Origin of the sequence: Sulfitobacter sp. TMED3, from assembly GCF_002167505.1 — a bacterium.
In the GTDB taxonomy this organism is placed as follows: Bacteria; Pseudomonadota; Alphaproteobacteria; order Rhodobacterales; family Rhodobacteraceae; genus Sulfitobacter; species Sulfitobacter pontiacus.
The window spans coordinates 1-24,207 of sequence record NZ_NHBI01000069.1 but is presented as its reverse complement, the minus strand read 5'-3'; the positions used below and the strand labels follow the sequence as shown (position 1 = coordinate 24,207).

The 24,207-nt window shown below is 62.2% G+C and carries 21 protein-coding genes and 2 pseudogenes; 5 read left to right on the top strand and 18 right to left on the bottom strand.

All coding sequences use genetic code 11. The annotated features are described in order from the left end of the window. Positions 1 to 27: 27 nt before the first annotated feature. The 4 genes from ileS to CBB63_RS15695 form a co-directional block, all read right to left on the bottom strand. Positions 28 to 2,943 (bottom strand): isoleucine--tRNA ligase, encoded by a 2,916-nt coding sequence (gene ileS / locus CBB63_RS15710; RefSeq protein WP_286699812.1) that lies wholly within the window; start codon positions 2,941 to 2,943, stop codon positions 28 to 30. Between the two features lie 199 nt (positions 2,944 to 3,142). Next, positions 3,143 to 4,144 (bottom strand): YcjF family protein, encoded by a 1,002-nt coding sequence (locus CBB63_RS15705; RefSeq protein WP_286699811.1) that lies wholly within the window; start codon positions 4,142 to 4,144, stop codon positions 3,143 to 3,145. Next, positions 4,144 to 4,455, bottom strand: coding sequence for a GNAT family N-acetyltransferase (locus CBB63_RS15700; RefSeq protein ID WP_502695957.1), 312 nt, complete (start codon positions 4,453 to 4,455; stop codon positions 4,144 to 4,146). The genes CBB63_RS15705 and CBB63_RS15700 overlap by 1 nt, the downstream gene beginning before the upstream one ends. 140 nt (positions 4,456 to 4,595) lie before the next feature. Next, on the bottom strand, positions 4,596 to 6,008 hold the full coding sequence (locus tag CBB63_RS15695) for a YcjX family GTP-binding protein (RefSeq protein ID WP_286699809.1): 1,413 nt from the start codon (positions 6,006 to 6,008) through the stop codon (positions 4,596 to 4,598). 92 nt (positions 6,009 to 6,100) lie between these two features. Here CBB63_RS15695 and truA point away from each other — a divergent pair. Next, positions 6,101 to 6,868, top strand: a pseudogene (gene truA, locus CBB63_RS15690) (tRNA pseudouridine(38-40) synthase TruA); the annotation flags it as partial. A 30-nt stretch (positions 6,869 to 6,898) separates the two neighbouring features. Here the strand turns inward: truA and gnd are convergent. After that, a complete protein-coding gene (gnd, locus tag CBB63_RS15685; protein WP_286699808.1) occupies positions 6,899 to 8,326 on the bottom strand; it encodes an NADP-dependent phosphogluconate dehydrogenase in 1,428 nt (475 codons plus the stop codon). A 153-nt stretch (positions 8,327 to 8,479) separates the two neighbouring features. On the opposite strand from gnd, the gene CBB63_RS15680 reads away from it, so the two are divergent. Continuing rightward, entirely contained in the window at positions 8,480 to 8,938 is a 459-nt protein-coding gene (locus tag CBB63_RS15680) for an NUDIX hydrolase (protein ID WP_009826145.1), read from the top strand. An 87-nt stretch (positions 8,939 to 9,025) separates the two neighbouring features. Continuing rightward, complete coding sequence (locus tag CBB63_RS15675) at positions 9,026 to 10,507, top strand: inorganic phosphate transporter (RefSeq protein WP_009826144.1); 1,482 nt, start codon at positions 9,026 to 9,028, stop codon at positions 10,505 to 10,507. A 25-nt stretch (positions 10,508 to 10,532) separates the two neighbouring features. Here the strand turns inward: CBB63_RS15675 and CBB63_RS15670 are convergent, their stop codons facing one another. From CBB63_RS15670 to CBB63_RS15660, 3 genes are all read right to left on the bottom strand, one after another. Then, positions 10,533 to 11,531, bottom strand: coding sequence for a 2-dehydropantoate 2-reductase (locus CBB63_RS15670; RefSeq protein ID WP_286699807.1), 999 nt, complete (start codon positions 11,529 to 11,531; stop codon positions 10,533 to 10,535). Further along, entirely contained in the window at positions 11,528 to 12,433 is a 906-nt protein-coding gene (gene argF, locus CBB63_RS15665; RefSeq protein WP_286699806.1) for an ornithine carbamoyltransferase, read from the bottom strand. Before argF ends, CBB63_RS15670 begins: the two co-directional genes overlap by 4 nt. Positions 12,434 to 12,508: 75 nt before the next feature. Further along, positions 12,509 to 13,684 carry an aspartate aminotransferase family protein gene (locus CBB63_RS15660; protein ID WP_286699805.1) on the bottom strand — a complete coding sequence of 392 codons (1,176 nt, stop codon included), beginning with the start codon at positions 13,682 to 13,684 and terminating at the stop codon, positions 12,509 to 12,511. A gap of 432 nt (positions 13,685 to 14,116) precedes the next feature. Here CBB63_RS15660 and CBB63_RS15655 point away from each other — a divergent pair, with 432 nt between their 5' ends. Continuing rightward, positions 14,117 to 14,716, top strand: coding sequence for a GcrA family cell cycle regulator (locus CBB63_RS15655; protein ID WP_286699804.1), 600 nt, complete (start codon positions 14,117 to 14,119; stop codon positions 14,714 to 14,716). A 58-nt stretch (positions 14,717 to 14,774) separates the two neighbouring features. Here CBB63_RS15655 and CBB63_RS15650 read toward each other — a convergent pair whose 3' ends face one another. The 10 genes and pseudogenes from CBB63_RS15650 to coxB form a co-directional block, all read right to left on the bottom strand. Further along, positions 14,775 to 15,212: a VOC family protein gene (locus CBB63_RS15650; RefSeq protein WP_286699803.1), complete on the bottom strand. Its 438-nt coding sequence runs from the start codon at positions 15,210 to 15,212 to the stop codon at positions 14,775 to 14,777. Between the two features lie 6 nt (positions 15,213 to 15,218). Next, entirely contained in the window at positions 15,219 to 15,803 is a 585-nt protein-coding gene (locus CBB63_RS15645) for a GNAT family N-acetyltransferase (RefSeq protein ID WP_005851700.1), read from the bottom strand. Next, entirely contained in the window at positions 15,803 to 17,065 is a 1,263-nt protein-coding gene (locus tag CBB63_RS15640) for a M16 family metallopeptidase (protein WP_286699802.1), read from the bottom strand. The genes CBB63_RS15645 and CBB63_RS15640 overlap by 1 nt, the downstream gene beginning before the upstream one ends. Next, entirely contained in the window at positions 17,062 to 18,450 is a 1,389-nt protein-coding gene (gene thrC, locus CBB63_RS15635; RefSeq protein WP_286699801.1) for a threonine synthase, read from the bottom strand. Before thrC ends, CBB63_RS15640 begins: the two co-directional genes overlap by 4 nt. A 5-nt stretch (positions 18,451 to 18,455) precedes the next feature. Then, positions 18,456 to 19,137: pseudogene (locus CBB63_RS15630) on the bottom strand (SURF1 family protein). A 120-nt stretch (positions 19,138 to 19,257) separates the two neighbouring features. Next, entirely contained in the window at positions 19,258 to 20,061 is an 804-nt protein-coding gene (locus CBB63_RS15625) for a cytochrome c oxidase subunit 3 (protein WP_286699800.1), read from the bottom strand. A 23-nt stretch (positions 20,062 to 20,084) separates the two neighbouring features. After that, positions 20,085 to 20,660 carry a cytochrome c oxidase assembly protein gene (locus tag CBB63_RS15620; protein WP_286699799.1) on the bottom strand — a complete coding sequence of 192 codons (576 nt, stop codon included), beginning with the start codon at positions 20,658 to 20,660 and terminating at the stop codon, positions 20,085 to 20,087. Further along, complete coding sequence (locus CBB63_RS15615; RefSeq protein ID WP_005851690.1) at positions 20,660 to 20,836, bottom strand: cytochrome c oxidase system small membrane protein; 177 nt, start codon at positions 20,834 to 20,836, stop codon at positions 20,660 to 20,662. The genes CBB63_RS15620 and CBB63_RS15615 overlap by 1 nt, the downstream gene beginning before the upstream one ends. Continuing rightward, on the bottom strand, positions 20,836 to 21,771 hold the full coding sequence (gene cyoE, locus CBB63_RS15610; RefSeq protein ID WP_286699798.1) for a heme o synthase: 936 nt from the start codon (positions 21,769 to 21,771) through the stop codon (positions 20,836 to 20,838). Before cyoE ends, CBB63_RS15615 begins: the two co-directional genes overlap by 1 nt. Positions 21,772 to 21,834: 63 nt before the next feature. After that, complete coding sequence (coxB, locus tag CBB63_RS15605) at positions 21,835 to 22,731, bottom strand: cytochrome c oxidase subunit II (protein WP_286699797.1); 897 nt, start codon at positions 22,729 to 22,731, stop codon at positions 21,835 to 21,837. A 179-nt stretch (positions 22,732 to 22,910) separates the two neighbouring features. Between coxB and CBB63_RS15600 the strand changes: the two genes are divergently transcribed. Next, positions 22,911 to 24,207: TldD/PmbA family protein (locus tag CBB63_RS15600; protein ID WP_286699796.1), on the top strand; the 1,297-nt coding region annotated here is incomplete at its 3' end.

The window sequence follows — 24,207 nt, the reverse complement described above, 5'->3', positions numbered from 1 at the left end:
TTCCGGAGCAAGCGGCGCGGCGTCATCTTAGGACACGGCTTCGTCACACCGGGCGCATACGCCCGCGTGAGCGTGGGTGCCGACATCCGGCAGCACCTTCCAGCAGCGTGCGCATTTCTCGCCCGACGCTTTCTCGAACACCACGGCAACGCCGTCGGTCTCTGGCATACGGAACGCCTCTGCCGGGGCGTCATCGCCGGTGATGGCGATCTGCGAGGTGATGCAAACGTCTTCGAACGCAACGCTTTCAAGCGCCGCCCGCTGAGCGTCATCGGCAACAAACACCATCGGTGCGGCCTCAAGCGAGGCCCCGATGACCTTCTCGACCCGCTGCACTTCCAAAGCCGAGGTCACAACCCGCCGCGCGGCACGCACCTTGGCCCATTTCGCCGCCAGATCGGCATCCAGCCACGCCTTGGGCGTTTCAGGGATATCCGTCAGGTGAACCGAGCTTTCGTCGCCGGGGAACCGTTCAAGCCAGACTTCTTCCATGGTGAACACCAGCACAGGGGCCAGCCACGTCGTCAGACGGTGGAACAGGATATCCAGCACCGTGCGCGCAGCACGACGGCGCAGCGTGTCGCCGTCGCAATACAGCGCATCCTTGCGCACGTCGAAATAGAACGCGGACAGATCAACGGTGGCGAAGGTGAACACCGCCTGGAACACGCCTTGGAAGTCGTAGCGCGCATAGCCCTCGCGCACGATCTGATCCAACTCTGCCACACGGTGCAGCACCCAGCGTTCAAGCTCTGGCATCTCCGCGGGTTCGGTCCGGTCAGCATCGGTAAAGTCCGACAGCGCGCCCAGCATATAGCGCATGGTGTTGCGCAGACGGCGGTAGCTGTCGGCGGTGCCTTTCAGGATTTCCGGCCCGATCCGCTGATCCGCGGTATAATCGGTCTGCGCCACCCACAGACGCAGGATATCCGCGCCATATTGCTGCACGACCTTTTCGGGAACGATGGTGTTGCCGATGGATTTGGACATCTTCATGCCCTTCTCATCCAGCGTGAACCCATGCGTCACCACGTTACGATAAGGCGCGCGGCCCGTGGTGCCCACGGATTGCAGCAGCGACGAATGGAACCAACCGCGGTGTTGGTCCGTGCCTTCCATATAGACATCCGCGATACCGTCTTCCGAGCCATCCTCGCGGTCGCGCAGAACGAAGGCGTGGGTCGAACCGGAATCGAACCACACGTCCAGAATGTCGAATACTTGGGTATAGTCGTCGGGGTTCACGATGCCGCCAAGGAACCGCTCTTTCGCGCCATCTTCGTACCAGACATCCGCACCGTCAGCCTCGAACGCCTCGACGATGCGCTGGTTGACCTCGGGGTTACGCAGCAAGAAGTCTTCATCCGTTGGCAGCGCGCCATTCTTGGTAAAGCAGGTCAGCGGCACACCCCAGGCCCGTTGACGCGACAGNACCCAGTCNGGGCGTGCNTCCATCATCGANTGCAGACGGTTGCGGCCCTTTTTGGGCACCCAGTTGACGTTGTCGATCTCGGTCAGGGCGCGTTCACGGATGGTCTTGCCGAATGTGTCCTGCCCGTCACCAACGGGCCGGTCGATCGCGGCAAACCACTGCGGCGTGTTGCGGTAGATGACCGGAGCCTTGGAGCGCCAGGAATGCGGATAGCTGTGCTTGATCTTGCCACGCGCCAGCAGCCCGCCGACCTCGACCAGCTTGTTGATCACGGCNGTGTTGGCGTCGCCTTCCTTGCCGTTGGGTTTGAGGATCTTCTTNCCGCCAAAGAACGGCAGATCGGCGCGGAAAGACCCGTCTTCGACCACGTTATAGGTGATCACCTGATCCAGCATCCCCAGACCGCGGTAAAGTTCATATTCCTCAAGACCATGCGACGGCGCACAATGGACAAAGCCCGTGCCTTCNGTGTCGGTCACGAAATCAGCGGCGCGGAAGTCGCGCAGATCGTCCCATTCGCCATTGCTGCCTTCGGCCCCCGCCAGCGGGTGNTGCAGCTTGATCTTTGCCAGCTCGNCCTGCGTCACATCCCGCAAACGGCGCACCATNGTGTCNTCCAGACGCGCACGCCCGAACACATCCATCGCCATGCTGTCCGACAGCAGATAGCGATCACCGATGGTGACCCAGGATTCCTCGGGGCGGCCGNTGACTTCGTACAGACCGTAAGAGATATCTTCGCCATAGACGACGGCCTTGTTGGACGGCATGGTCCAGGGCGTCGTGGTCCAGATCACGACGTGAGCGCCNTCAAGGNTGGCGTCATCCGTGCCAACAACCTTGAACTTCACCCAGATCGTAAAGCTTTCCTTGTCGTGGTATTCGACCTCGGCCTCGGCCAGCGCGGTCTTTTCAACCGGCGACCACATCACGGGNTTGGAGCCNTNNTANAGCGTGCCGTTCATCAGGAACTTCATGAANTCTTCGGCGATCACACGTTCCGCNTGGAAATCCATCGTCAGATAGGGATCAGCCCAGTTGCCGGTGATGCCCAGACGTTTGAATTCCTCGCGCTGGACATCGACCCAGCCGGCGGCGAACTTGCGGCATTCGGCGCGGAAATCNTTGATCGGCACATCGTCCTTGTCGCGGCCCTTCTGGCGGTACTGTTCCTCGATCTTCCATTCGATGGGCAGACCGTGGCAATCCCAACCGGGGATATAGCGCGCGTCAAAGCCCATCATCTGGTGCGACCGCACGATCATNTCCTTGATCGTCTTGTTCAGCGCGTGGCCGATATGCAGGTTGCCNTTNGCATAGGGGGGGCCGTCGTGCAGCGTGAANGGCTTGCGCCCCTGNTTTTCNCGCAGNCGGTCATAGACGCCGATCTTTTCCCACCGCTCCAGCCATTCGGGNTCGCGNTTNGGCANNCCCGCNCGCATCGGNAAATCGGTTTTNGGCAGGTTCANNGTGGNNTTATAGTCNNGNGTNTCNGGGGTNTCGGCGCACATGGCNGGCGTCCTTNNGCAANNNNATNTNGGNATGGATNCATATCNTCNGNTGCGGTGCGANNNNCTCAANCACCTCNGCCCGGCGTCTCGTNNNTCAGAGCGCCGGGNAAATAATTCGNATAATGATCGCGGANNTCCGGNTCATNNNCNGCCTTATAGGCCGCAGCAGATCGACCGACAAGCCCCCTCGCCCCGGCATCTAGCTGCCNTTGGAAAACAGNCCCGACANCGCNCGTTTGATGATGCTGCGCACCTTNGGGCGGCGNGNTTCNGAGAACGGCATGGGGCGNCANACCTCCATCGCGGCGACGCCNACGCGGGCNGTCAACGCACCGTTNACCAGCCCNTCGCCAAAGCGGCGCGACAGTTTTGCCAGCATCGTTCCACCAAGGATCGGTTCCAGCATGTCGTCGCCCACAGCCACGGCCCCCGTCGCCACCAGATGCGACAGCACCACCCGCGTCANACGCCANGANCCNAAGAAGCCCGAGCGCCCGCCGTATATCTCGGCNACGCGGCGGATCATGCGCAGGTTGCTGGTCATCGCCGCGACCACATCGGCCAGCGCCANGGGCACCAGCGCCGTCACCGTCGCNACCTGACGGGCCGCCGCCTCGACCTCGCGGCTGGCGGCGATGTCGAGAGGGCCTAACAGCTCTGCCTCGGTCAGCGCCAGCAAGGTCTGCGCATCCAACTGATCGCCGCGCAGCTCTGCCAGACGGTCGCGNCCCCAGCGGGTATCCTCGCGGCCCTGATACAGGCCGACCANCCGGTCCGTCACAGCCCGCGCNGCNNTCAGATCATTCTGCGCCAGCGCCTCGCCCACATCGTGATGCAAACCGTCAAGCCGCGCCAAACGGCTAAACGCCGCCAATTCACGCAGACAGAGCAGTACCAGAACCAACAGCACCGCACCAATAAGCACGGTCATCACCATCCCCAACAGCGGATAGCTCGCCAGAAGCCCCATGATAAAGTTCCACGCGGCAATGGACACCAGCGCGCCGANCAGCGTGGTCAGCAGCCACCAGAACAGNCGNACCAGCTTNGACGGCTTGCGCGCGGCCAGCCGTGCCGCGATCTGCATCGCCTGCCCTTGCGGCGCGGGNGCNCCNACNTCGGGCACCGGCGGCGCATCCGATACCGAAGGCCGCGCGGTTGTGTCTTCTTCAAGATCNAATAGCACCGGACCCTTGGCCATCACGCCGCCCCTTTCATCCACTCAAACCGNACATCGGGCAGCCCGAAATCATTGCCTGCCCCGTCGCTGCGCGCCACCTCGATAAAGCCCGCGGCACGGTAGAACCGCGACGCACGCAGGTTCGCCTCGAAACTCCACAGCGCGAGCCGATCGCTTTGCGCCTTGGCCCCGTTCAGCAAACGCTGCGCGATGCCTTTGCCTTGGGCCTTGGGGTGCAGATACAGCCCGTGAATCTCGGCCGCACGCCGTGCAAGAAAGCCCACAACATGCCCCTCGGTCCGCGCCACCTGCACCCAGCCCACATCAATCATGTCNCCCAGTGTGCCGATCTCTTCTGCGCGGCTGTGGGCCTGAGGCAGCCAATCGTGNTCTGCATTGGCGCANGCCATCACCTCTGACAGGCGNCCGGCATCCAGCACCCGCGCGGGTGCGATGGTCACATCGTCACCGGTCACAGACGATCCCCGATCAGGAANTCCGCCGCGCGGTCCAGACGGATATGCGGNGGCCCGTCACCGGGGCGCAGGTTCAGCCGAGCAGGCGCGAAACGCATGATCTGATAATCCTGATCCAGCCATTTTTCCGCCCCCGCCCGCGCCGGACTTAGAAGATGTGCCGGGTCTTTGGGTAGTTCACCGGGATAGAACGCGGCCTNTTTGCCGNTATCCAGCAGGCTGCCGCGCACGACCTCTAGGGTTTCGCCGTTGTGCGTCATCGTGGCTTCGGTCGTGGCACGCAAAGACGCCAGCGACATGGCCGATGTCTGAGCCCCCGCAAAGCGCGCGCGNTCGCGGGCATCNCGTGTCAGCGCCTCCATNATCGCGGTGAGGCTGGCGTGNTGACTGTGGTGCAAATGGTCGGCCTTGGTCGCGGCAAAGAGGATTTTCTCGACCCGTTTGCCGCGCAAAAGCTGCGTCAGAAATCCGTTGCGTCCGGGTTTGAAGCTGCCAAGGATATCGCTCATGGCAGCGCGCAGATCCTCGACCGCNCGGGGGCCCTGATTGATCGCGCCAAGCGCATCCACCAGCACGACCTGCCGGTCGATCCGCGCAAAGTGATCGCGAAAGAACGGTTTGACCACCCGCCGCTTATACGCCTCGAACCGCCGCGCCATCTCGCGNAGCAGTGACCCGCGCGGCCCCTCGCCGCCCGGCAGGGGCGCAAAGGTCAGCACCGGCGATCCGGCCAGATCACCGGGCAGCAGGAACCGCCCCGGTGTGCAGTCGGAATAGCCATTCGCACGTGCCGTTTGCANATACTCGGCAAAGCTGGCGGCCAGCGCTTGAGCCACGGGTTCGTCCAACGCCGCCTCGGGGTCGATCCCCTCCACCAGCGCGCGGTAGCCCGCGGCCTCTTCGCGGTTGGCGATCCGCGCCAGCACCTGCGCCGACCACGTGGCATAATCCACATCCATCAGCGCCAGATCCAGCAGCCATTCGCCGGGGTAATCCACGATATCNAGATGCACCGTGCGCGGCCCCTGAAACCCCGCAAGCAAGCCGTTTGGCCGCACCCGCAAGGACAGGCGCAGNTCNGATATGGCGCGGGTGCTGTCGGGCCAATGCGGCGTGGGCCCCGTCAGCGCNGCAAGGTGGTTTTCATANTCGAACCGCGGCACGGTATCGTCGGGCTGCGGCTGNAAGAACGCCGCCTCGATCCGCCCTTCGGNAGCAGCAAGCAGCCCCGGCATCCGCCCGCGNTCCAGCAGGTTCGCCACAAGCGAGGTGATAAACACGGTCTTGCCGGAGCGCGCCAAACCGGTCACGCCCAGACGGATCACAGGCTCGAAAAACGTCTCGGACACGCCGTCCTGCACATTTTCCACCTGCCGCCATATGCCATCGGCAATTCTTGAGAGTACCAAAGCCCGTGCCCGCCTTCACCNGTCGTTAAGCTCTAACATAGGCACGCGGGTCAGGGATTGCCAGATGGNCACCCTCAGGGTAAACGCCCGCCATGCAACGCTATGCCCTGAAAATCGAATACCACGGCGCACCTTTTGTCGGCTGGCAACGCCAGATCGACCTTGCGTCGGTCCAAGGCGCGATAGAGGACGCCTTGGCCAAGATCGAACCGCGCGCCCATAACATCGCCGCCGCAGGGCGCACCGACGCCGGTGTCCACGCGCTGGCGCAGGTCGCCCATTGCGATATGGAACGTGACTGGACCCCGTTCCGCCTGTCCGAGGCGATCAACTATCATCTGAAACCACTGCCCATTGCGATCGTCGATTGCGTCGCGGTGGATGATGACTTTCACGCCCGNTTTTCCGCGCTCGAACGCCGGTATCTGTTTCGTGTGCTGGTACGTCGCCCTCCGGCGACACATCAGGCGGGGCTGGTCTGGCAGGTCAAGAAGCCGCTGGACATCGACCGCATGCGCGAGGCCGCGNCCCATCTGATCGGCGAGCATGATTTCACCACCTTCCGCTCGACCATCTGTCAGGCGCAAACGCCGGTCAAAACGCTGGACCGCGTGGATATGACAGAGCATCCCGTCGGCGGCGGTGTCGAGGTGCAGTTCGACGTGCGCGCGCGGTCNTTCCTGCACAATCAGGTGCGCAGCATCGTGGGCACGCTTGAACGCGTCGGGGCCGGATCATTTGCGCCCGACGATGTGAAACNGATGCTCGCTGCGCGGGACCGTCAAGCCTGCGGCCCCGTCGCCCCGCCGCAGGGTCTGTATCTGTCGCATGTCACCTACGAGACAGACCCTTTCGCNCAATCGNCCCTGCGCCGNGGCTANACCAGCGNCCTAGTCGCGCCGGATCGCGTTCCATGTCCCGTGGTGCGCCCCCGCGATATCGCCGCGTTCAAACCCGTGCGCGCCGAAAAAGTCGCGCTGCGCCTGGATCAAATTCGCAGACCCGCGTGCGGTTCGGATGCTGTCATACCACGCCAGTGACGCGCTNAGCGCGGGCATGGGCACNCCCAGGCTCACCCCGGCNGCGACGGTCTTGCGCAGGCCAGCAAGGTGATCGCCCAGCATATCGCGGATGGCGGGGGCGAGGATCAAGGCCCCCTCGGGCAATCCTGCGTGGAACGCATCGGCCAGATCGTCCAGCAAGGCTGACCGGATGATACAGCCCGCGCGCCAGATCTCTGCAATGCGGGCCATATCCAGNTGCCAGCCNAATTCGTCAGAGGCGGCAGACAAAACGCGGAACCCCTGCGCGTGACNCAGGATGCGCGCGGCCAGCAGGGCCGATTTCATCTCATCCTCGGTTGGCAGCGTGCCGCCGGTCACCGCATCCGGCAAGAGCGGCGCCGCCGCGACCCGCAAGGCTTTCTCGCTCGACCAGCCACGGGCACCGACGGCCGCCTCGATCGTGCTGGCAGACTGGCCAAGCTTCAGCGCCTCGATCAGGGTCCAGCGGCCCGTGCCTTTCTGACCCGCCTTATCAAGGATCAGATCCACCATCGGCGTCCCGCTCTCGGCATCCACGGTTTGCAGCGCGGCGGCAGACACCTCGATCAGGTAAGAGCTGAGCGGCCCTTTCTGCCAGCTTTCAAACAGCGCCCCGATCTGCGGTGCCGTTTGCCCACCGGCGTCGCGCAGCAGCCCGTAGACTTCGGCGATCATCTGCATGTCGGCATATTCGATCCCGTTATGCACGGTCTTGACGAAATGCCCCGCCCCGTCCGGCCCCAGATGATCTACGCAAGGCGCGCCCTGAAACTTGGCCGCAATCGCGCTGAGCATGGGGCGCAGCTGGGTCCAGCTGTGATCGGTACCGCCCACCATCATCGACGGGCCGTGGCGCGCGCCCTCTTCACCGCCCGACACGCCCATGCCGACGAAATGCCGCCCCGTACCGTCAAAGGCGGCGGCGCGGCGGCGGGTGTCGTGGAAATCGGCGTTGCCGCCATCAATGATGGTGTCGCCCTCATCCAGCAGCGGCATCACCGCGTCGATCATCGCATCCATCGGAGCACCCGACGGGATCATGAACAAGATGCTGCGCGGCTGCGCGATACTGTCGACAAAATCCTCAAGCGTCGCGTGCCCCGAGAGGTGATCCGCCAGCGGTCCGGCCTCTGCCAGAAAGGGCGCGATCCAATCGGCTTCGCGGTTGCTGACCGCCACACGGAACCCCTGCTCGGCCAGATTAAGCGCCAGCGCACTGCCCATCGTCCCCAGACCATAAACGCCAATATCTGCGGTCTTTAAATCTGCGGCCATCGCGCTAAGTCTCCTATAAGGTCCATCAAACAGTGGGATGCACACCGCCGCTGCACAAGGGTTTGCGGGGGTGAAATTGATTCTCGTCTCTTTTTCAGCTACGATGACCGGATAAAAGCAAGAACAACGAAGTTACAGGTTAACGTTTTAATTATGATACATGAACTCAAACGCGCGTGGGAGGGGATGATCCTCCCCATCTGGCGCCGCCCCAAACGTATTCAGGTCGCCGCATTGTGCTACCGTGAAACCCCCGAAGGTAAAGAAGTCCTGATGATCACCAGCCGTGACACCGGCCGGTGGATCGTGCCGAAAGGCTGGCCGATTGACGGACTGGACGGTGCCGGTGCCGCCCTGCGCGAAGCATGGGAAGAGGCAGGCGTGTCCAAGGCCGATATCGAAAGCGAGCCGATCGGGTATTATGACTATGACAAGGGTCTGTCCGAAGGGATGACCACGCCCGTCATCGCACAGGTATACCTAACCCGCGTCCGCCACATCGAGGATGAATACCCCGAGGTCGACCTGCGCACCCGCCGCTGGATGCCCCCGAAGGAAGCCGCCGAACTGGTGGCAGAGCCTGATTTGCGCGAAATCCTTCTGAACCTCTAGTCGCCACGCCCCGATAGCCCCCCGTGCGGCCTTGCGAAACCGTTTTCACTGTGCCACGAGCGCATGGTTTTAGAAAATGAGGCAGCAATGACCGACGGACCCAAAGGCCAACAGTGGAAAACACTGGATTCTGACCTGAACCGCATCTCGCGGGTGGAACAGGCCGCGACCTATGTGGCGCGGCCTATGGTCGGATTTGGCATTGCCCTTGCCTTCATCGTATTGGCCGCGCTGGTCGCAGGTCTGTTCTTTGGCGCGCAGCCTTCCAACTATGTGGTGATCGCCGCCGCGGCCTTCGGGGCCTATATGGCGGTGAACATCGGGGCCAATGACGTTGCCAACAATATGGGCCCCGCCGTCGGGGCCAAGGCGCTGAGCATGGGCGGTGCGATCATCATTGCTGCCATTTGCGAAAGTGCCGGTGCCCTTCTGGCTGGTGGCGACGTGGTATCGACTATCTCGAAGGGGATCATCGACCCCGCGTCGGTCGCGGATTCCCAAGTGTTCATCTGGGCCATGATGGCCGCGCTGATCTCGTCGGCCCTCTGGGTCAATCTGGCCACATGGGTGGGCGCGCCGGTATCGACCACACACTCGGTCGTGGGCGGCGTCATGGGGGCCGGCATCGCGGCTGCGGGGATGGCGGCGGTGAACTGGCCTTCAATGAGTATGATCGCTCTTAGCTGGATTATCTCGCCCGTCTTGGGCGGCGCTGTCGCGGCGATGTTCCTTGCGCTGATCAAGTCGCAAATCCTTTACCAAGAGGACAAGATCGCAGCTTCGCGTCGCTGGGTGCCGATCCTGATTGGCGTCATGTCCGGCGTCTTTGCCACCTATCTGGCGCTCAAGGGGCTCAAGAAGATCGTCGAGATCAACATGGGCTCGGCCCTGCTGATCGGTTTGGCCTGTGGCGTTCTGGCCTATGCCATTTCCTACCCCGCCATCCGCCGCGCGTCGGTCGGGATGGAGAACCGCAACAAATCCGTCAAAGTGTTGTTCGGCCTGCCGCTGGTCTTTTCCGCAGCGCTGCTCAGCTTTGCCCATGGGGCCAATGATGTCGCCAACGCGGTTGGGCCCCTTGCCGCGATCGTCCACGCCTCGGAGTTCGGCGGGTTCGAGGCCAAAGTCTCTATCCCTATGTGGGTGATGGTGATCGGGGCCTTCGGCATCTCCTTCGGGCTGTTCCTTTTCGGGCCGAAACTGATCCGCATGGTGGGCAGCCAGATCACCAAGCTGAACCCGATGCGCGCCTATTGCGTCGCCCTCTCTGCGGCGATCACCGTGATCATCGCCTCGTGGCTGGGCCTGCCCGTCAGCTCTACCCATATCGCTGTGGGGGGCGTTTTTGGCGTAGGCTTCTACCGCGAATGGCATATGGAGCGCCGCCTGCGTCGCCCCGGTGCCAAAGCCGGTCAGGTCAAACGCATCGCTGTAGAGGAACGCCGCCGCCGAAAACTCGTGCGCCGGTCGCACTTCATGACCATCGTCGCGGCCTGGGTCATCACCGTCCCCGCGGCAGCAACCATGTCAGCGATGATATTTCTGGGGCTGAACGCGCTGGTCAACTAAGCGCTGTGGTGCATGGCCTTGCCGCCTAGCGAAGGTCCGAGGGGTCCATATCGGGCAACCCCGGACGGCGCGCCTGCGCCTCTTTCACCAGATCAGAGACCCGCTGACACAGCGGCGTGGCGACGCCTTCCTGCGCCCCCATCGCGATGATCCGGCCCTGAAGCGCGTCGATCTCGGTCGGTTTACCCGCCTCTAGGTCATAGGACATCGAGGTCCGCGCCATCGGGTCAATCGTCAGCATCTTGGCCGCGACACGCGTGAACAGCGGCGTCGGCAGGCGCAGCACCCAAGGGATCAGCGGTGCGGGCAGTGGCGTAGAGGATGCAGGGTGGATGCCATGAGCCTTTAGCACGGCAAGCGCCTCGGCCATCTGGGCGGCCATCACGCGTCGCCAGCGCCGGTCAAGCAGTTGTTGCTGCAAGGTCAGCCCTGACAGGGCGTTCAGCGCGTTGTTCAGGTTCAGCAACAGCTTGCCCCATTGAACGCCGATGATCGCCCCCGTTCCCGTAACCTGCAATCCCGGCACCGACAGATAGCCCGCCAGTGGCATCCGGCCCGTTTCGACGAAAATATCCCCGCTGGTCGCGCGGTGATACCGCCCGTCGCCATGGGGGACGACGTTGAAGGGCACCATGCCCCCGCGTACATCATGCAGCGGCAAGGCCTCGCGCAGGATCTCGGCCGCGTCGAGGCCGTTTTGCAGGCTGACAATGGTCGAAAGCGCCGGCGTGTGCTGCGCCACCAGCCGCGCGATGTCGGCGGTGTCGTCGGTCTTGACCGTGACCAGCACGATTCCCGCCCCGGCAAGACAGGCAGGGTCCTGTGACAGGGTCAGGCTTGCGGCAGGCACCTGTTGGTCGAGCCCGTCAAAACCCGTCAGCCGCAGGCCATGCTTGCGGATCTGCTCTGCCACGCGGGGACGTACCAACAGCGTGACATCGCGACCGTGGGCGGCAAGCATGCCACCTACAAAGCAGCCGATCGCCCCCGCACCCGCGACAACGATGGGCCGCCGGTCGCTCATTTCCCCAAGCACCAGCGCATGACCGACTTTTGCGCGTGCAGACGGTTTTCAGCCTCGTCAAAGATGACCGAGCTTGGGCCGTCCATAACAGAGCTTGTCACCTCGTCATCGCGGTGTGCGGGCAGGCAGTGCATAAACAGCGCGTCGGGCTTTGCCTTGGCCATCAGCGCGTCATTCACCTGATAGCCGCGCAGCTGGTTGTGCCGACGTTCGCGCGCCGATTGCGGATCATGCATCGACACCCATGTGTCTGTCACGACCAGATCCGCGCCCTCTACCGCTTTGTTCGGGTCACGCTCGGTTGTGTAGAGGCCATTCAGCGCGGCCTCGGGGTCCAGTGTCTGCGGGCCGGTAAACACAAGTTCGAAATCAAACGCCTTGGCCGCATGGGCGAAGCTGGCGAATACGTTGTTGCCGTCACCGGACCAGACCACCTTTTTGCCCTTGATCGGGCCGCTGTGCTCTTCAAAGGTCATGATATCGGCCATGATCTGGCAGGGGTGGGTGCGGTTGGTCAGCCCGTTGATCACCGGGACAGAGGCATATTCCGCCATCTCCAGCAGAGTCGCCTCTTCGAAGGTGCGGATCATGATCAGATCGACATAGCGGCTGAGCACCCGTGCCGTGTCGGCGATGGTCTCGCCGTGGCCAAGCTGCATATCTGCGCCGGACAGCACCATCGTTTGCCCGCCCATCTGGCGCACGCCCACGTCAAAGCTGACCCGCGTCCGTGTCGAGGGCTTTTCAAAGATCAGCGCAACCATGTGATCCTTGAGCGGCTGTTCATCATCCGGCGCACCACGGGGGCGGCCCAGACGGGACGCTTTCATCGTGGCGGCATTGTCGATGATGCTGCGCAGGTCAGCCGGATCGGTTTGGTGAATATCGAGAAAATGTTTCATGGGTTATTCTTTTATTTTAGGGAGTTGGGGGGCCAGCCCCCCCGGCCCCCCGGAGTTTATAGGGCAAAATGAAGGTCAGCTGGCAGCAAGGCTGCTGGCCGCTTGATCAAGGCGGGAAACGGCTTCGGCGATGTCTTCATCGGTGATATTGAGAGGGGGCAGCAGGCGGATCACGTTATCCGCCGCCGGTACTGTGATGACCTCGTAACGGTACCCTGCGGCGACGACATCGCTGTTGGTGGCTTTGCATTTCAGCCCCAGCATCAGCCCGCTGCCGCGCACGCTTTCGAACACGTCAGGGTGGCTGGCGACCAACCCTTCGAGCTTTTGGCGCATCAGGCCGGCCTTGCGGTTCACACCCTCAAGAAAGGCGTCTGTGCCGATGATATTGACCACAGCATTGCCCACGGCACAGCCCAGCGGGTTGCCGCCATAGGTCGACCCGTGGGTGCCCGCCGTCATGCCAGAGGCCGCGTTTTCTGTGGCCAGCACGGCGCCCAGGGGGAAACCGCCGCCGATGCCTTTGGCGACCATCATGATGTCGGGGGTGACGCCGGCCCATTCATGGGCGAACATCTTGCCGGTGCGGCCCACGCCGCATTGCACCTCGTCAAAGATCAGCAACAGCCCGTGTGTTTCGCACAGCGCGCGCATCTGTTTGAGGTCAGCATCCGGCACGGGACGGATGCCGCCTTCGCCCTGCACCGGTTCGATCATGATGGCGGCTGTGGTATCGGTGATCGCCGCGCCAAGCGCCTCCATATCGCCAAATTCGATATGTTTGAAACCGGGGAGCAGCGGGCCGAAGCCTTTGGTCATTTTCTCGGATCCTGCCGCCGCGATCCCGGCAGATGACCGCCCGTGGAACGAACCCGAGAAGGTGATGATCTCGGTCCGGTCGGGCTGGCCCTTGTCGTAGAAATACTTGCGCGCCATCTTGACCGCCAGTTCGCATGCCTCGGTGCCGGAGTTGGTGAAGAACACCGTATCGGCAAAGCTGAGCGCGACCAGCCGGTCGGCCAGTTCCTGTTGCTGGGGGATCTCGTAGAGGTTCGAGGTATGCCAAAGCTGCCCCGCCTGTTCGGTCAGCGCCGCCACCAGCGCGGGGTGCGCATGGCCAAGCGCGTTCACCGCAATGCCTGCGCCCAGATCCAGAAATCGGCGGCCGTCCTGTTCAATCAACCAGGACCCTTCGCCTTTGACAAAGCTCAGGGGGGCGCGTGAATAGGTCGGCAGAACAGATGGGATCATCAGGATCATCCTTATGGGTTGGCCGCATCAAAGGCACAAAAGGCCATGTGTGACGGAGAGGGTCAATAAGATTTGAAGGGGTGCGACGCAATTTATGTCGCAAAAGATCAATGCCGTGCCCCCCTTGTCAGGGGCCGGTGTCGCCAATTAGCCTTGGCGTCGTCGCAAAGAGGATGTCGAACGGTTGATCATGCCGTTTGCATAAGCAGCTTTTCGCGGCTTGCAAAGCAAAAATTGGCGCGCGATTGCCGCAATCTGTCGCACGAACGGTGCGGTGGCTGCTTTGCTGTGGTTTTAGGGGAGCGTTTGTCCCCGCTGCCGTCCCAATCGCCCGTTCGCGCCTTGCACCCAAGCTGTCAGTGATTAGTATAGGGGCTTGAGATTTTTCCACGGCGGTCCTGAGAAGGGCCGCTTGTTAGCTAAGGACGCCAAATGTCTTGGACCGATGACCGCGTAGAGATCCTGAAGAAAATGTGGGGCGAGGGCCAATCCGCAAGCCAGATTGCAAAGGAGTTGGGCGGTGTGACCCGCAATGCCGTGATCGGCAAGGTGCATCGTCTGGGGCTGTCCAACCGGACCGCAACCGCAGCGCCCGCCGCCGCCCCTACTGCGGCGGCGAAACCGGAAGCCAAGGCCAAGCCTGCCGCGAAACCCGCCGCAGCCGCCAAGCCCAAGGCTGAACCCGCCCCCGAAGCCGCAGAGCCGGAACCGGCGGATGACACGCCAGCGCCCCGTCCTAACCTGCCCGCGCGCGCCAAGATCATTCCCGCCGGTCAGCCGCTGCCACCGCAGCCCTCCGCGAACGAGATCAGCCCGGAAGCGCTTGCCAAGGTGAGCGAGGTCGAGAAAAAGTCGAAGAAGATCGGCCTGATGGACCTGACAGAGCGGACCTGCAAATGGCCCGTCGGTGACCCTGCAACGGATGATTTCTGGTTCTGTGGTCTGCCCGTACAGCAGGGCAAGCCCTATTGCGAGGCGCACGTCGGCGTCGCCTTCCAACCGATGAGCGCGCGGCGCGACCGCCGCCGCTAACTCGCTGCGGACATCAGAGTAACGAAAGGCCAGACATCGCTGTCTGGCCTTTTTCATATCAACGCGTCGGCGCAGGGGGTGGATCATCCCTGCCCGGCTCTGCCGGATTATCACAGAAGACCGCGATCTTGTTGCCTTGGGGGTCGCGCAGGTAGCTGACGTAGAAGCGCGGACCATAGGTGACGCGAAACCCCGGCTGGCCCTCATCGCTGCCGCCCGCGGCCAGCGCTGCGGCGTGTAACGCACGCACCTGTGCCTGAGTGGGTGCTTCGAACGCGATCATGGACCCGTTGCCAGCAGAAGCCGGCGCGCCATCGAAGGTCGGTTTGACGTAAAAATCCGGCGAGGCCGCGGGCTGCCCCGCAGCCTGCGACAGCACAAAGCTCAAGCCTTCGGGACCTTCGGTCAGGGCATAGCCCAAGGCTGGCAGGAAAGCGGTATAGAAGCGTTTGGCACGTGCAAGGTCGTCTGCCCCGACAGTGGCATAAGCGATCATAGCCCCCTACCCCGCTGCGGTCTTGCCCCGACGGTCCCCGCGCAGCTGCGCATAAAGCACATGGGTCCGCCAGCGCCCGTCGATTTGCAGATAGCTTTGCGCGACGCCTTCGTATTTGAAACCGGTCTTTTCCAGCAACCCGCGCGAGGCGATGTTCTCGGGCAGGCAGGCGGCCTCGACGCGGCTGATGTCCAGACGGGTGAAGGCGTGGTGCACCGTCGCCTCGATCGCTTCGCGCATATAGCCACGGCGGGCGAATTGTTCGCCGGTCCAATACCCCAAGGTGCCCGCCTGTGCCGGGCCGCGACGGATGTTATCCAGCGTGATCGCCCCGATCAGCATGTTATCCTTGCGGCGGATCAGAAATAGCGGCAGCGCCGTCCCCGCAGAGACCGACCGGTTGGCCCAGTAGACCCGATTGGTAAACGCTTTGCGCGACAGGTGGTCCGGTGCCCAGGACGGCTCCCACGGGGTGAGGTAGGTGATGCTGTCCGACCGCAGGGTGGCCCAGGGGCGGAAGTCAGCATGCACCGGTGGCCGCAACGTCAGCCTTTCGGTTTCAATGGCAAGCTTTCGTTTCAGCAGTTGCATCAGGCAGCGCGACGCTCCTGAAGTTCTTCCAATGTGGGGGCACCATCTACCGGACCATAAAGCGCCAATGCCGCAGGGGCGCTGGCGGCGATATTCTGGGCAAAGTCGCGCACGTCGCCTGTGGTGACCGCGTCGATCTGCGCGATGGTCTCTTCCAGCGGGGGGACGCGGTCCCAGATCTGGATCAGACGCGCCAGACGTTCCGCGCGGTTCGACGGGCTTTCCAGCCCCATCAGCAGGCCAGCCTTCATCTGCGCCCGTGCCCTTGCAACCTCGGCCGGGGACATGTCGGAGGCGGCGCGCTTCATCTCGTCAATGGTGATGCCCGCCAGTTCGGGCAGTTGTTCACCGCTGGTCCCTGCATAGATCGTCATCATGCCTGTGTCGGCATAGGCCCCTGCCTGCGCAAAGATCGTATAGCACAGGCCGCGGTTCTCGCGGACCTCCTGGAACAGGCGGCTCGACATGCCGCCCCCCAGGGCAGAGGCATAGATCTGCGCGACATAGATATCATCGGCGCGGTAGCCGGGCGCTTCGAACCCGAGCGCGAAATGCGCTTGCTCAAGCGGTTTCAACTGGCGCACTTCACCGCCGCTGAATTTGGCAGCATCAACGTCGAAGAGAGGCTTGGGGGGCATGTCGCCGAACAGCTGTTCAGCAAGGCGCACGATCTCGTCATGGTCCACCGCCCCTGCGGCGGCGAGGATCATCTGGCCGGGGCCGTAATGCTGGCTGATAAAGCCCGACAGGTCGTCGCGGCTGAAATTCGACACGCGTTCGGACGGGCCCAGAATGGTACGCCCGATGGGTTGGTTGGGGTATGCCTTTTCCTGCAACCAGTCAAAGATCACATCATCCGGCGTATCCAGCGCCTGACCGATCTCTTGCAGGATCACGCCGCGCTCTACCTCGATCTCGCCATTATCAAGGACNGGATTGCGCAAGATATCCGCGATCACATCCAGCCCCAGCGANACGTCATTTTCCAGCACGCGCACNTANTANGCCGTNACCTCGCGCGAGGTATAGGCGTTGATATAGCCGCCCACATCCTCGATCGCTTCGGCGATTTGCAACGANGTGCGCTTNGCCGTGCCCTTGAACGCCATATGCTCAAGGAAATGCGCGATACCGTTTTGCGTGGCCGTCTCATGCCGCGCGCCCGCCGAAACCCAGACCCCGATAGATGCCGANGCAAGCCCCGGCATATGTTCGGTTACGATACGAAAGCCATTGGACAGGCGGTGTTGTTGCAAGCTCACTGAGCGATGCCCCCTTTAATGATATCCTTGAGCGCCTCAAGGTCGTTCGGCACGCGGGTCACGCGTTCTTCGCGGTCGAACAGATCGGCCATGTGGTCNGGCAGCGGCGGGCGCTGGCCTGTGGCGGCTTCGACCGCGTCGGGGAACTTGGCCGGATGCGCGGTGGCCAGCGTGATCATCGGCGTCGCCGGATCACGCAAGGCCGCCCCCACGCGAACCCCGATAGCAGAATGCGGGCACAGAAGTTCGTTTGTGTCGGCGTAGAAGGCCTTGATCGTCTCGCTGGTTTCCTCTTCGGANACGCGGCCNGATTTATAGGTGTTTTGNAGNTCGCGCAGGGCATTGTCGCCCACGTCGAANCCNCCCTTCGCCAGATCNCCCATCAGCGCATTGATCGCGTCGCTGTCTTGGCCGTAGGCGAAATACAAGGCGCGTTCAAAGTTGGAGCTGACCTGAATATCCATCGANGGGCTGATAGAGGCATGAACCTCGCCCTTGTGGTAGCCGCCTGTGGTCAGGCAGCGNTGCAGGATGTCATTCTGGTTCGTCGCAACCACCAGATCNGCAATCGGCAGNCCCATTTCGCGCGCGATGTAGCCCGCGAAGATATCGCCGAAGTTGCCCGTGGGNACGGTAAAGCTGACCTTGCGGTCCAGCGCGCCCATAGCGAGCCCTGCGGTGAANTAATAGACCACCTGCGCCAGCACGCGGCCCCAGTTGATGCTGTTGACCCCTGCCAGCTGCACCCCGTCGCGGAAAGCGTGGTCGTTGAACATGTCTTTCAGGCGCGCCTGACAGTCGTCGAAATCACCGTCCAGCGCCAGCGCGTGCACGTTGCTTTCCGATGGTGTGGTCATCTGTCGGCGCTGCACTTCGGACACGCGACCGTGGGGAAAGAGGATGAAGACATCAACGTTATCCAGCCCGCGGAAAGCTTCGATCGCGGCGGATCCGGTATCGCCCGAGGTCGCACCGACGATGGTCACCCGTTCACCCTTGCGCGACAGCACGGCCTGGAACATGTGGCCGATCAACTGCATGGCAAAGTCTTTGAACGCCAGCGTGGGNCCGTGGAACAGTTCAAGCAGGAAGTGCCCCTGTTCAAGCTGCACCAGCGGCGCGCGCACCTTGTGGTTGAAGCCCGCATAGGCCTTGGCGATCAGCGCCTTGAATTCATCGTCGCTGAATGTGTCGCCGACAAAGGGNTTCATCACACGAAAGGCGACATCCTCGTAGGACATCGTGGCCATCTCGCGCAGCTCATCGGTGCCGAGCGTCGGGATCGTTTCGGGTACATACAGGCCGCCGTCACGGGCGAGGCCGGTCAGCAGCGCCTCTTCGAACGACAAAACGGGGGCGGAACCACGGGTGGAGACATAACGCATAAGGGTCAGCTTTCGGTTTTGGGCGCGCGGCGGCGGCGCAAGAAGAACAGGCTCATCCCAAGCCAGATCGCGGCAAGAGAGAACCAAGTGATGGCATATTGCAAGTGGTCGTTGGGAATACGGGCGGTATCGACGGGCAACGGGCTGATCCCCGCTGGCTGAGGCNTGCTGCTGCGCGCAACCAGAAGAACGGGNTCGGTGCCAAGCGTTTGCGCCATATCCGGCACATCGCGNGCGAACCAGATGTTGCCCTTCAGGTCGGCCTCGGGNGTGAAGCTATCGGTTTCGCGCGGCCATTGCAGATTGCCCGTCACCGTCGCGGGNCCCAANNCGCGGGGGGNGTCCTTGTCCGTNGTCAGGACAAANCCGCGGTCGACCATNATGCGGCGGCCATCCTCTAGCGNGAAAGGCGCGATGACGCGGTANCCTGCGCCGACGTCTTTCTGGGACACAAGCACATGCACCTCGCCTGCGTCGATAGGNNCCGGTCACCGCGACGGGCAAATAGGCGTCATCCTCGGCGTTGACGGTAGGGGGCAGGTCGACGGGGGCGGCGGCGATGCGGGTGTTGATGTCGGCGATNATCGCCTCTTTCCACGCCAGCCGCTGGATCTGCCAAACGCCCAGCCANATCAGGATAGCAGCCCCGCCAAGGCCGACAATCAGCAGGAATAGCGTACGACGCATAAAGCTCTCTTGAGGTTGGCACCCGTGGACGGGTGGCGGCAATGCAAAGGCGCGCAAGGTNCCCCTCGCGCGCCTGTTGCTTTTAGTGATTGCGGCCCGGTTTGCAAGCCGACTGCGGGCTTAGATGCCCCACATGTAGACGGCGAAGAAGAGGAACAGCCAGACCACATCAACAAAGTGCCAGTACCAGGCAGCGGCTTCNAAGCCGACGTGCTGCTCTTGGGTAAAGTGGCCTTTCATCGCGCGGAACAGGCAGACCGCAAGGAAGATCGTGCCGATCACAACGTGGAAACCGTGGAAGCCTGTCGCCATGAAGAAGCTGGAGAAGAACAGGTCGCCGCCGAAGGTCCAGTCGNCATGGGCCAGCAGNTCATANTATTCATAGGCCTGGAACGCGGTGAACAGCATGCCCAGAACGATCGCGATGGACAGGCCGGCGATCAGGTCTTTGCGGTTGTTTTCATGTACCANCGCGTGGTGNGCCCATGTGACAGCGCAGCCCGACAGCAGCAGGATCAGNGTGTTGATCAGCGGCAGGTGGAAGGCGTCAACNGGNATGATATCCGGCTGCACATATGTGGAGCCCGGNAATTCATCCATCGGGTACAGGGCTTCTTTGAAGAAGGTCCAGAACCACGCCACAAAGAACATCACTTCGGACATAATGAACAGGATGAAGCCATAGCGCAGACCGATGCGCACGACGTTGGTGTGATCGCCGACGTGGCTTTCAGCAACAACCTCGGACCACCATCCGAACATGCAGTACAGAACGGCAACCAGACCACCCAAGAAGACGAAGGGGGTTACATCGTGCATCCAGAAGACACCACCAACCAGCATGACACAGCCGGCGATGGAGCTGAGCAATGGCCATGTGGACGGCGGCAGAATGTGATAGTCATGGTTCTTTTCATGGGCCATTGGTTCAGTCCCTCACCTTTTTCTTAATTCAGGTTTGTCTCGCTGTCCTGATCGGGGGCTTCATAGTCCTCGGGCAGGTCAATTTCATAGAACGTATAAGACAGTGTGATCGTATGTACATACTTGCCATCACGGTCTTCGACGATTTCGGGGTCAACAAAGAAGCTGACNGGCATTTGAACACGCTCACCGGGGGCGAGCACCTGTTCNGTAAAGCAGAAACATTCGATCTTTTCAAAGAAGGCCCCGGCGGCATAGGGCGTCACNTTGTAGGACGCCTGCCCCGCGACGGGGTGATCGGTTGGGTTNTAGGCCTCGTAGAACGCCAGCCCGGTCTCGCCGATGCGCAGTTCCATCTCGTTGACGACGGGTTTGAATTCCCACGGCATATCTTCGTTCAAGCTGCCGTCGAAACGCACCTTGATCGTCTGATCCAGCACCTCGCCCTCGGCCCCCGCGACCTGCCCCGGCGTTCCGCCAAAGCCGGTGACGCGGCAGAACCAATCGTAGAACGGCACCGATGCCCAAGCCAGCCCGCCCATCAGGATGACGACAGAGACGGTTTGCACCACAGTCTTCGCGGGTCCGGACAGGGCCATCAGTTGCTCTCCTGTGTTTGAAGCTCACCACCGGGCAGATCGTTGAAATCGATGTTGGTGATTTTGACAAAGGTCAGCGCCATGACCAGCACGACGAAGGCGGCCAGCAGCAGACCGACGCCAAGGTTGCGCCCGCGGCGGCGTGTGTGAATCTCGTGTTCAGCGCGAATNCCCATTACCAGCCTCCCAAGCCGTAGCCCCGCAGGGTGGCCTCNAGCANAATGGCACCGAAGTGCAANAAGAGATACCATAGCGACAGGCGGAAGAACTTGCGTTCAACGCGGAAATCATCGGCTTCGCTGTCGTCTTCATCACGCTGCCAGATGCGGAAGGCCCCGACCAGGAACAACAGGTTCAGCACACCCGCGGTCGCCAGATAGATTGGCCCGCCGATCGAGGTGAAGCCGGTGCCGACCGCCAGAATGACCAGCAAAACAGTATAGGCCAGAATGTGACGACGGGTGGAGCGGCGGCCGTGGGTCACGGTCAGCATCGGCACCTTCGCGTCGTCATAGTCATTGCGCATGAACAGCGCCAAGGCCCAGAAGTGCGGCGGGGTCCACATNAAGATNAGCGCGAACATCAGCCATGCCTCGACCGAGAAGCTGCCGGTGGCGATGATCCAGCCGATCACGGGCGGGAACGCCCCCGCAGCACCNCCGATGACGATGTTCTGCGGCGTCGCACGCTTNAGCCACATGGAATAGAAAACGGCGTAGAAGAGGATCGTGAACAGCAGCATACCCGCGGCCAGCAGGTTGGCCGCCAGCCCCAGCATGACGACAGACATGCCCGACAGCGCCACACCGATCGCCAGCGCTTCGCCCGGCTGGACGCGCCCCGACGGGATCGGGCGGCCTTGGGTCCGGCGCATGATCGCGTCGATGTCGGCGTCCCACCACATGTTCAGCGCGCCCGANGCCCCTGCCCCGATGGCGACAAACAGGATCGAGGCAAAGCCGATCACGGGGTGCACAGACTCGGGCGCGGCGAGCATGCCAACAAGTGCGGTAAATACCACCAACTGCATGACGCGCGGCTTCATCAGGGCGAAATAATCGCCGAACTGCGCCTCATACTCGCCCGCAGGTGTCGTGCTGGTATCTGTCATGCGATCTCTCATACAAAAGGAACCCGGGGCGCGCNTCGCGCACCCCGCATCAGCAATTGTGCCTTACTTGGACGCAACGGTCAGAGTCTGCGGGATGCCCGCATACTCTTCTTTCGCGTTGCCAAGCCACTGGGCATAGGCCTCTTCCGAGACGACTTTCACAGTGATCGGCATATAGGCGTGGGCGTTGCCGCACAGCTCGGAACACTGACCGAAGTACACGCCTTCTTTCTCGGCGGTGAACCATGTNTCCGCCAGACGGCCGGGCACNGCGTCCTGTTTCACACCGAAGGCGGGCATCGCCCAAGAGTGGATCACGTCCGAACCGGTGACCTGAACAACGATNGTCTGACCGACAGGGATCACAACGGCGGTATCNGTCGCCAGCAGGAACTGCTGTTCGGTATAGCCGGCNGCNTCAAGCTGNGCGANNACTTCGGGTGTTTTGCGGTTTTCGCCGCCAACAGCCGGTGCACCGATCATATAGCTGTCAAAGCCAAAGCCCTCGTCGACNTATTCATAGGACCAGTACCACTGGTTGCCGGTGGCTTTGATGGTCAGGTCGGCCTGCGGGATTTCCTGCTGACGGAACAGGATCGGCAGCGAATAGGCCCCGATCAGCACCAGAATCACGATCGGTGCGACGGTCCAGAGGATTTCAACCGGCGTGTTGTGTGTGAAGGATGCGGCAACGGGGTTGCGCTTGCGGTTATAACGGACCGCCACCCAAAGGATCAGACCGGTCACGAAGATGGTGATCAAGGTGATGATGATCAGGATCAGGTGGTCCAGATCGTGGATGTCTTGCGCGACGCGGGTCACGGCTGGCTGAAAGCCCATCTTGCCGTCTACCGGCTCACCAATGATTTCCAGCCCGTCGATGCGAAGGTTTTCCTGCGCCATTGCTGGCACGGCGGAAAAAGCGGCCATGAGACCCGAAAAAGAGAGAAGATGTTTCATATGTCGTCCTGATCTTGTGACCATTGATAAGCGAATCCCAGCAGCACCCCGCAATTGGAGGCAGCTGTCCCGTTGTAATCTGTACGCTTACAATCATATTCTAACTTCAAGATAAAGACTTCTGCTTGCGTCAAACGGACGCGAAGCGATTTTTATGACACGATTCAGGGAACATTTTTATGAGCCAGCCGCCTTTCAACCCCTTTGAGGCGCAGCTTGACCGTGACGCCGCGCTGTCCATCCTGCGCGACGCTGTGGCAGGTGCCGACGACGGGGAACTGTTTTTCGAACGCCGGCGGTCTGAAGGGTTGGTGTTTGACGACGGGCGGCTGAAAACGGCCAGCTACGATGCCTCCGAAGGCTTTGGCCTGCGGGCGGTGCGGGGCGATGTCTCTGGCTATGCCCACTCGACCGAGATCACTGAAGCCGCCCTGCGCCGCGCAAGCGAAACCGCACGGCTGGCCGTGGGTGCGGGGGGCGGCACATGGGCGGATGCGCCAGCCGCGACTAATCAAAAGCTCTATACCGACGAAGATCCAATCGCGGGCGCGGCCTTTCCCGTCAAGGTCGACACCCTGCGCGAGATCGATGATTTCGCCCGCAGCCTTGATGCGCGTGTCGTACAGGTTTCTGCCTCTATCTCTGCCTCTATCCAGGAGGTCGAGATTCTGCGCCCCGAGGGCACCTCTGTCCGCGATGTGCGCCCGATGACGCGGGTGAACGTGTCGGTCATCGTCGAACAGGATGGCCGCCGCGAAAGCGGGACCGCCGGTGGCGGCGGGCGTGTCGGGCTGGACGGGCTGCTGGACCCTGCCGACTGGCAGGCCAAAACCCGCGAAGCCCTGCGCATCGCCTGCGTCAACCTGCGTGCCGTGCCCGCGCCTGCGGGCGTCATGGATGTTGTGCTTGGCCCCGGCTGGCCCGGCATCCTGCTGCACGAGGCCATCGGTCACGGATTGGAAGGAGATTTCAACCGCAAGGGCTCAAGCGCGTTTGCCGGCCTCATGGGCCAACGCATCGCCGCCAAAGGCGTGACGGTGCTGGATGATGGCACCCTCCCCGACCGGCGCGGGTCTATCTCTGTTGATGACGAAGGCACGCCCTCGGCCAAGAATGTGCTGATCGAGGACGGTGTGCTGGTAGGCTATATGCAGGACCGGCAGAACGCCCGGCTGATGGGCGTGGCCCCTACCGGCAATGGCCGCCGCGAATCCTATGCCCACACGCCGATGCCGCGCATGACCAACACCTATATGCTGGGCGGTGACGTGACCCCCGGTGATATCGTCGCAGACCTCAAGGACGGCATCTATGCGGTCGGTTTTGGCGGCGGGCAGGTGGATATCACCAACGGCAAGTTCGTTTTCTCCTGCACCGAAGCTTACCGTGTGCGCAATGGCGTGGTCGGCGCCCCCGTCAAAGGGGCCACGCTGATCGGAGACGGGGCCACGGCGCTTCAACAGATCCGCGCCATCG